Source organism: Haemophilus haemolyticus, assembly GCF_003493685.1.
GTDB classification, from domain to species: domain Bacteria; phylum Pseudomonadota; class Gammaproteobacteria; order Enterobacterales; family Pasteurellaceae; genus Haemophilus; species Haemophilus haemolyticus_O.
Genome location: NZ_QQJW01000007.1, coordinates 86,658 through 93,985, shown reverse-complemented (window position 1 = coordinate 93,985; position 7,328 = coordinate 86,658). Strand labels below are relative to the sequence as shown.

Annotated in this window: 7 protein-coding genes; 2 read left to right on the top strand and 5 right to left on the bottom strand. The window is 34.6% G+C overall.

Annotated elements, in window-relative coordinates; genetic code table 11:
* Positions 1–317: 317 nt before the first annotated feature.
* On the bottom strand, positions 318–971 hold the full coding sequence (tfoX, locus tag DV434_RS07140) for a DNA transformation protein TfoX (RefSeq protein WP_118785602.1): 654 nt from the start codon (positions 969–971) through the stop codon (positions 318–320).
* A 388-nt stretch (positions 972–1,359) separates the two neighbouring features.
* On the opposite strand from tfoX, the gene recA reads away from it, so the two are divergent.
* Together recA and recX are read left to right on the top strand one after the other, a co-directional pair.
* Positions 1,360–2,424: a recombinase RecA gene (gene recA / locus DV434_RS07135; protein ID WP_118785601.1), complete on the top strand. Its 1,065-nt coding sequence runs from the start codon at positions 1,360–1,362 to the stop codon at positions 2,422–2,424.
* 71 nt (positions 2,425–2,495) lie between these two features.
* Positions 2,496–2,954 carry a recombination regulator RecX gene (recX, locus tag DV434_RS07130; protein ID WP_118785600.1) on the top strand — a complete coding sequence of 153 codons (459 nt, stop codon included), beginning with the start codon at positions 2,496–2,498 and terminating at the stop codon, positions 2,952–2,954.
* On the opposite strand, the gene crcB is transcribed toward recX, so the two are convergent.
* The 4 genes from crcB to hcp form a co-directional block, all read right to left on the bottom strand.
* Positions 2,951–3,337: a fluoride efflux transporter CrcB gene (gene crcB / locus DV434_RS07125; protein WP_118811564.1), complete on the bottom strand. Its 387-nt coding sequence runs from the start codon at positions 3,335–3,337 to the stop codon at positions 2,951–2,953. The two genes, recX and crcB, sit on opposite strands and share 4 nt — an antisense overlap.
* The gene (locus DV434_RS07120) at positions 3,337–4,155 is read right to left on the bottom strand and encodes a Cof-type HAD-IIB family hydrolase (RefSeq protein WP_118811563.1); all 819 of its coding nucleotides are present in this window, start codon (positions 4,153–4,155) and stop codon (positions 3,337–3,339) included. The genes crcB and DV434_RS07120 overlap by 1 nt, the downstream gene beginning before the upstream one ends.
* Before the next feature lie 112 nt (positions 4,156–4,267).
* A complete protein-coding gene (gene hcr, locus DV434_RS07115) occupies positions 4,268–5,290 on the bottom strand; it encodes an NADH oxidoreductase (RefSeq protein ID WP_118785598.1) in 1,023 nt (340 codons plus the stop codon).
* 103 nt (positions 5,291–5,393) lie between these two features.
* Positions 5,394–7,046 carry a hydroxylamine reductase gene (gene hcp, locus DV434_RS07110; protein ID WP_118785597.1) on the bottom strand — a complete coding sequence of 551 codons (1,653 nt, stop codon included), beginning with the start codon at positions 7,044–7,046 and terminating at the stop codon, positions 5,394–5,396.
* Between the last annotated feature and the right edge of the window lie 282 nt (positions 7,047–7,328).

Genomic DNA, 7,328 nt, shown 5'->3' with positions numbered 1-7,328 from the left:
GCCATGATCAAACTCTTCAATTCAAGTTCAATCGCTCAATAAACTGCTTAGCTATAAATAAAACACTACTTAAAAAAGTAATGATGAATTTTCAGTTAAGCACCTATTAAGACTTCAAAATTAAAAATATTTTTAAAACAAGTCAATCAACAAGTGCCCACACAGATTGTCTGATACATTGTTAAAGAGCAAAAAACAACGACGCACGTGGAAACTTAAAAACTTCACAACAGTGCGTCGTTGTGTGCGGTGCATTATAGGGATTTTCAAATCCCTTGCAAGTACTTTTTGCAAAAAATTATTTGAATGAACAAATTTTATTCGTCATCTAATTTTCTATAGCCTTTCAAACCATTCTTTCTCAAAATTTCGTTTAATTTCTTTAATAAACGCTCTTTTTCCGATTGACTTAAAAATTGACTATTTTTATTTTGCAAAGCACATACTAACTTCCAATAAAAATCTAAAGTTGCTCCGCTACCGCTTTTCTTTAATTCTACCAATGCATTTTCTGCACCAATTTCTCTTAGCATAGCAACATCAGTAATGCCAGCTTTTATTAGCGCTCTTTCGTGCTTGATTGTTAAATTGGGTAAATCCTTTAATCTATTTAGCTTTCTTAAAGTACGATCTAACTTCTGATTGCGAATTTGCTGAATAGAAAGAATAATCAACTTTCTACACAACATATTATTACGCATCACCTGCTCTGAAAGTGCATAATATTGAGAAAGTACAAATCTCTTATTCAACTCATTTGTTGTAAATGGTTCACAACCTAATTTACTTAATTGAATAGCAAGTTCATCCTCACCACGTAGATAAAGTTTTTTATTCTGCCAAATGGCAAACATTGTCTCTTCCTTGTGAAACAAACCGTAACCTGTAAAAAGATTTTTAAAGGTAACATTTCCTACTAACTGATCTAACAAAGAGCAAACACTATCTATATGCTCATCCTTTATATTCATATTAAACCTCCAATGAATAATTATTTTAAAAGAGTCAGTAGAAGTACTTCTGATTTGGTTTATATCATGAAGTTTTTCATCTTACTAAGAATAAATTTCAGATTTGTGAAGCTGATCGTAAATTTGAAATTTATTTTTATGTAAACAATTGGTTTATATATAAATATACTATATTTAAAAATTTTCTTACCATTATATTCTGTATATAATTTAACCAAAAAAAATTCAATTAACAAGCTTTTATCATAACCTCCTCATTTTAAGGTTTTGATCTACTTTCTTTGGAATACAGATCTCATACATTTCACAAATATAAATATTTTTCTTGACCTGTACATCAATACAGATATAATCACAAAAAATTGAGCATTCAAACAGGATTTTAATTATGGCGACTCAAGAAGAAAAACAAAAAGCTCTAGCGGCTGCACTAGGGCAAATCGAAAAACAATTTGGTAAAGGCTCAATTATGAAATTAGGCGATACCAAAACGTTGGATGTAGAATCTATTTCTACTGGATCACTTGGCTTAGATGTTGCACTAGGAATTGGTGGTTTACCTATGGGTCGAATTGTAGAAATTTTCGGACCTGAATCATCTGGTAAAACAACATTAACTCTTTCCGTCATTGCTCAAGCGCAAAAAGCAGGAAAAACCTGTGCATTTATTGATGCAGAACACGCACTTGACCCTATTTATGCAGCAAAACTTGGTGTAGATGTAAAAGAGCTTTTTGTTTCTCAACCAGATAATGGGGAACAGGCACTTGAAATCTGTGATGCATTAGTTCGCTCAGGCGCAATTGATGTAATCATTGTGGACTCCGTTGCCGCACTGACACCAAAAGCTGAAATTGAAGGGGATATGGGTGATTCCCATATGGGGCTACAAGCTCGTTTAATGTCACAAGCTTTGCGTAAACTTACTGGCCAAATTAAAAATGCAAACTGCTTAGTTGTATTTATTAACCAAATCCGAATGAAAATAGGTGTGATGTTTGGTAACCCTGAAACCACCACTGGCGGTAATGCATTAAAATTCTATTCTTCTGTTCGATTAGATATTCGTCGCACTGGTTCTGTAAAAGATGGCGAAAATATTATTGGAAATGAAACACGCGTAAAAGTAGTAAAAAACAAACTAGCGGCACCATTCCGTCAAGTAGATTTCCAAATTCTTTATGGCGAAGGTATTTCAAAAGCAGGGGAATTATTAGAACTTGGTGTAAAACACAAGCTTGTAGAGAAATCTGGTGCATGGTATGCCTATAATGGAGAAAAAATTGGCCAAGGTAAAACTAACTCAATGAAATGGCTCAATGAAAATCCAGAAAAAGCAAATGAATTAGAAGCACGTTTACGCGCAGAATTAGTGGCTAATCCAGAACAAGCTTTAATGGCTGACATTGAACAATCTGAAAATAATTCAGAATCAGAAAGTGATTTTGAATAAATCACGCACAAAAGTGCGGTCATTTTTAACCGCACTTTATATCAACTCAATAAAAATAAAGGAATCATTCCTTGTCATCCCTTGCTTTTAATTACATAGTTAATCTTCTTTCTCGCAGAGAATATAGTGAATTCGAGCTCCGCAATAAAATGCAGGAAAAGAACTTTTCGGAAGAAGAAATTGATGATGCATTATCTTTATGTCAGGCAAAAAATTGGCAAAGTGATCGTCGTTTTTCAGAAAATTATCTAAATTCACGCGTGCAAAAAGGTTATGGTTTAGGACGAATTCGACAAGAATTACTCCAATTAAAAGGTGTGTCTTCTGATATTATTGATGAAGTTTTAATGGAATCAGAAATTGATTGGTATGAAATGGCTGAGAACTTGTTACGTAAAAAATTCCCAAATTACAACAAACAGCAAACGCCTAAAATGAAACAAAAAATTTGGCAATATATGCTATCACATGGATTTCGTAGCGATGAATTTGCTGATTTAATTGGGCAAAACCAAAGTGAATGGGATTAAGATAAAAGTTGAGAACAAATTTTATATATCCAAATGCCCAATACTGTCATAGCTAAACATCCGAATAAATGTATCATCAATACACAAAATCCATTTAACCACTTGTCATTAAAAAATAATTCCACAACTTCGGAAGAAAAAGAAGAAAATGTGGTTAGCGATCCTAAAAAACCAGTAATTAAAAATAACCGCCATTCAGCACTAATTTGTGGAAATTGCCAAAAAAGCCCAAGTAATACACCAATAATTAAACAACCAAGCAAATTAGCGATTAAAGTTCCAAAAGCAAATGAGGAAAATAAAGGATTAAATAACAATCCTATAGCCCAACGCAATGACGCGCCTAATATTGCACCACAACTTATGAATAATAATGCCTGCATTAATAATCTAATCCAAATTCAGTTCGCAAATAACGAGCGACAGATTCTTCTTTATTTGAACCAATAACTTCTAACTCTGGACAAGCTTTTTTTAAACGAATATCTGCATCTTGCATGATACAGCCTTTACCAGTCCAAGAAAGCATTTCTACATCATTCATTCCATCACCAAAAGCAATACAGTCTTTTAACTCATAGTCGCGTGATTCGAGTAAATGTTTTAATGCGTCGCCTTTTGAAACATTCTTATTCATTACTTCCAAACAAGCTAATGCTGAATAAACTATTGTCGTTACGTCACCAAACTTATCTCGTAAATAAGTTTCTACTTCAACTAAATCCTCTGGAGTTTTACCAATAAAAAAGACTTTTTCTGTCCCACGTCCATGATGTTTGGAAAAATCAACTACGTTATAATCGAATCCAGATTCTTTATGGAACTGACGCATTGCAGGAATATCTTTATTAGTAAACCAACCTTCATCTTGATAGCTATTCATGCATACTTTGGAAGTATCAAATGGCGTTTTGTAAAGCTCGAGAACTAATTCTTCAGGCAAGCTATTGCTATAAAGCAAATTACCCTGTAAATCCCGTACTCGAGCACCATTTGATGTAATCATAACCGCACGCTCCGCACCAATTTTTCCAAGAATGGATGACACATCAGTATGGTTACGCCCCGTTGCCAAAATGATATCCACGCCATTTTGCTCTAATGCTCTCAACGTATCAATGGTAAGATCACCGACTAAATGTTCAGGAGTTAAAAGGGTGCCATCTAAATCAGACACCATTGCTCGAAAAGGTAAATTCATAAAAACCTCAAAAAATAATTTGCGGTTATCATATCACTAAATATACAAATTGCCCTTGTCCAAGATCAATGTATAAAAAACCGTAATAAAAATAACCACACTTTATTAAGGATTAAGGCATTAAATCAACTGATATATTTCCTTTCATTTGACAGCAGCACGCTAAAACATAACCTTGTTTAATTTCATCTTCTGTCAGCGGTCCGTTTGAACTCACTTCATAATCACCACTCACCACTAAAGTTTTACAAGAACCACAAATACCTTCTCTACAGGCAGCAATAATCGGTGCTTTATGCTCTTCCAAAGCAGCTAACAATGTTTTTCCAACAGGTACAGAAAAAGTTTGAGGTACTGGATTAGTAATAGAAAGCGTCACTTGTTTACTATTATCTAACATACAATTTTCTGCTGAAGAATGAAATTGCTCCAAAAAGAAACGATCAGATGGGATACCAAGGGATTCTGTCATCGCACGTAAATCACGCATATAACTTTCTGGGCCACAAGTCAGCACCGTATAATCAGCTATATTGGGTACAAGGTCAGATAACATTTGACTATTTAAACGTCCATCTATAAAGCCTTCATCCGCATCAACAGAAGCATTAATAAATAATTTTAACTGTGGAAATTGTTCTTTCAGTAATGCCCATTCTCGTTTAAAAATAACATCTTTAGGCGAATGAACACTATAGAATACAACCACATCTACACCAGGTTTATTTTTTAATAACCAGCGAGTCATAGACATGATTGGCGTAACGCCACATCCACCAGCCACAAGCAAATATCGATCACTTACAATGCGGGTACAGGTAAATTTACCCATTGGATCGGATAGCCAAATTTGATCACCTTCTTTAATTTCGGATGTAATCCAATTAGAACCAACTCCATTTTTAATACGACGAACGGTTAAAGTAACAAAACGGCTCATTCCTGGCGTAGACGATAGCGTATAAGCTCGTACAATATTTGGTGTATTACGAATACTTACTAAAGCATACTGGCCAGGCTCATAAGGGTAAAAATCTTGTGCTATTAATTCAATTGTATAAACATCATCAGTTTCCTGATGAATGGAATGCACCTGCATTTCGTTATAACACAACGGATTCTGATTATTTGACATAGAATTTTCTCTTTGAAGATAGAAAAAAGTGCGGTGGATTTTTAAAATGTTTATAAAGCTAATACTACAAATTAAAAAATCGACCGCACTTTTCTATGAAATGTTATTTAGCTAAAGCTTCTGCCATATCTTGTTCAGGTGTTGTCAAACCGCGCAAACCGAATTTTTCATTTAATAATGCCATCACATTATCATTTAAAAATGCTGGTGCAGTCGGCCCTGTATAGATATTTTTAACACCTAATGCCAATAAGGTAAGCAAAATAACAATAGCTTTTTGCTCAAACCAAGAAAGCACAAGTGTTAATGGCAATTCATTAACGCCAATACCCAGTTTTTGTGAAAGATTTACAGCAAGCATTATCGCAGAATACGCATCATTACATTGCCCAACATCTAACAAGCGAGGTAACCCATCAATAGCGCCAAAATCTAATTTATTAAAACGATATTTACCACAACCTAAAGTTAAAATCGCACAATCTTCCGGTACTTGACGAGCAAAATCAGTGTAATAGCTACGTTCACCTTTGCTGCCATCACAACCACCCACTAAGAAAACATGACGCAATTTTCCACCAGCAACAAGATTTATCACTGCATCTGAAGCATCTAATAAAGTTTGACGTCCAAACCCAACGGTAATTTTGTGTTCTAATTCATCATAAGGGAATCCTGCCATTTCTTGTGCTTTCGCGATAACTTGACTGAAATCACGCTCTTCAATGTGCGTTACACCAGGCCAGCCCACAATACTACGGGTATAAATACGATCTGCGTAATTACCAACATTAGGATCAATGATACAGTTAGAGGTCATGATTACAGGACCTGGGAATTTGGCAAATTCTTTCTGCTGATTTTGCCAGCCGCTTCCATAGTTACCAACTAAATGGTTGTATTTTTTCAATTCTGGATAACCATGCGCAGGCAACATTTCACCATGAGTATAAATATTGATTCCTGTTCCTTCCGTTTGTTCTAAAAGTGCTTTTAAATCTTTTAAATCATGACCAGAAATTAAAATACATTTTCCTGCTACAGGCTTCACATTTACCGTTGCGGGAACAGGATGACCAAATGCTTCTGTTTCACCCGCATCTAATAAACTCATTACTTGAAAATTCATATTACCTATGCCAAGCGCCTTTTCTAACAATTCATTTAGATCGCTTGGATTTGTTCCTAGCCACGCCATAAATTCATGGAATTGACGATATACCTCATTATCAAATTTACCTAAAACATGGGCATGTTCCATATAAGCAGCCGCACCTTTTAAACCGTATAAACAAAGCATACGCACGCCATGTACTTCTTCCCCAATTAAAGTGCGGTCAGAATTTAAGGCAAAATTCGCAGCTTGTTTTGTTAAATCAGAAATCGTTGCACCTTCAAGCTGTAAATGAGCTAACGGATGGTTTACATCAATACTTGGATTTAGTGTACGGCAGCGTTTCATTAAATTATCGCGATAAGCGATGGCTTGTTGCGCATATTCAACTATACGTTGAGAATCAAAGTTTACATTAGTCAAGGTAGAGAAAAATGCTTGTGCCGTAAAAGCATCAATTTCATTATCGATAATAGCTAAATCTCTCGCTTGAATAGCCCAAGCAGATAAGCTTTGCAGAGTTGCAACAAGGAGGTCTTGTAAATCAGAAGTTTCCGCAGTTTTACCGCACATTCCTTGAGAGTAACTACAACCGTTACCCACAGGTGTACGCATTGTTTGTTCGCATTGTACGCAGTACATAATTAAGTCCTTTTGATTAGAATAGAAAGTTTCGTTATAAACCCGATAAAATCACTCAGATTTATAAAAAAATGATAAAACCTTTTTTCTACTAGATACAAAAGGAAATTTAGATTAATTAGAATTTGTTTGATCTAGATTAAGTTAACACCAATAACGAGTTAATCTATTTTTATTTAGAAGAACACAAATTCTAACAATACTAAAAACCACGCAATAAAATTCTATATATTGGCATTACCAGTTGAAAAACGATAACAAATTTCATTTTATTTCTCTTAT

What these genes read in the sequence shown, in the direction of transcription:
- tfoX (WP_118785602.1), bottom strand. Translation starts at nt 971, where the DNA reads ATGAATATAAAGGATGAGCATATAGATAGTGTTTGCTCTTTGTTAGAT.
- recA (WP_118785601.1), top strand. Translation starts at nt 1,360, where the DNA reads ATGGCGACTCAAGAAGAAAAACAAAAAGCTCTAGCGGCTGCACTAGGG.
- crcB (WP_118811564.1), bottom strand. Translation starts at nt 3,337, where the DNA reads ATGCAGGCATTATTATTCATAAGTTGTGGTGCAATATTAGGCGCGTCA.
- DV434_RS07120 (WP_118811563.1), bottom strand. Translation starts at nt 4,155, where the DNA reads ATGAATTTACCTTTTCGAGCAATGGTGTCTGATTTAGATGGCACCCTT.
- hcr (WP_118785598.1), bottom strand. Translation starts at nt 5,290, where the DNA reads ATGTCAAATAATCAGAATCCGTTGTGTTATAACGAAATGCAGGTGCAT.
- hcp (WP_118785597.1), bottom strand. Translation starts at nt 7,046, where the DNA reads ATGTACTGCGTACAATGCGAACAAACAATGCGTACACCTGTGGGTAAC.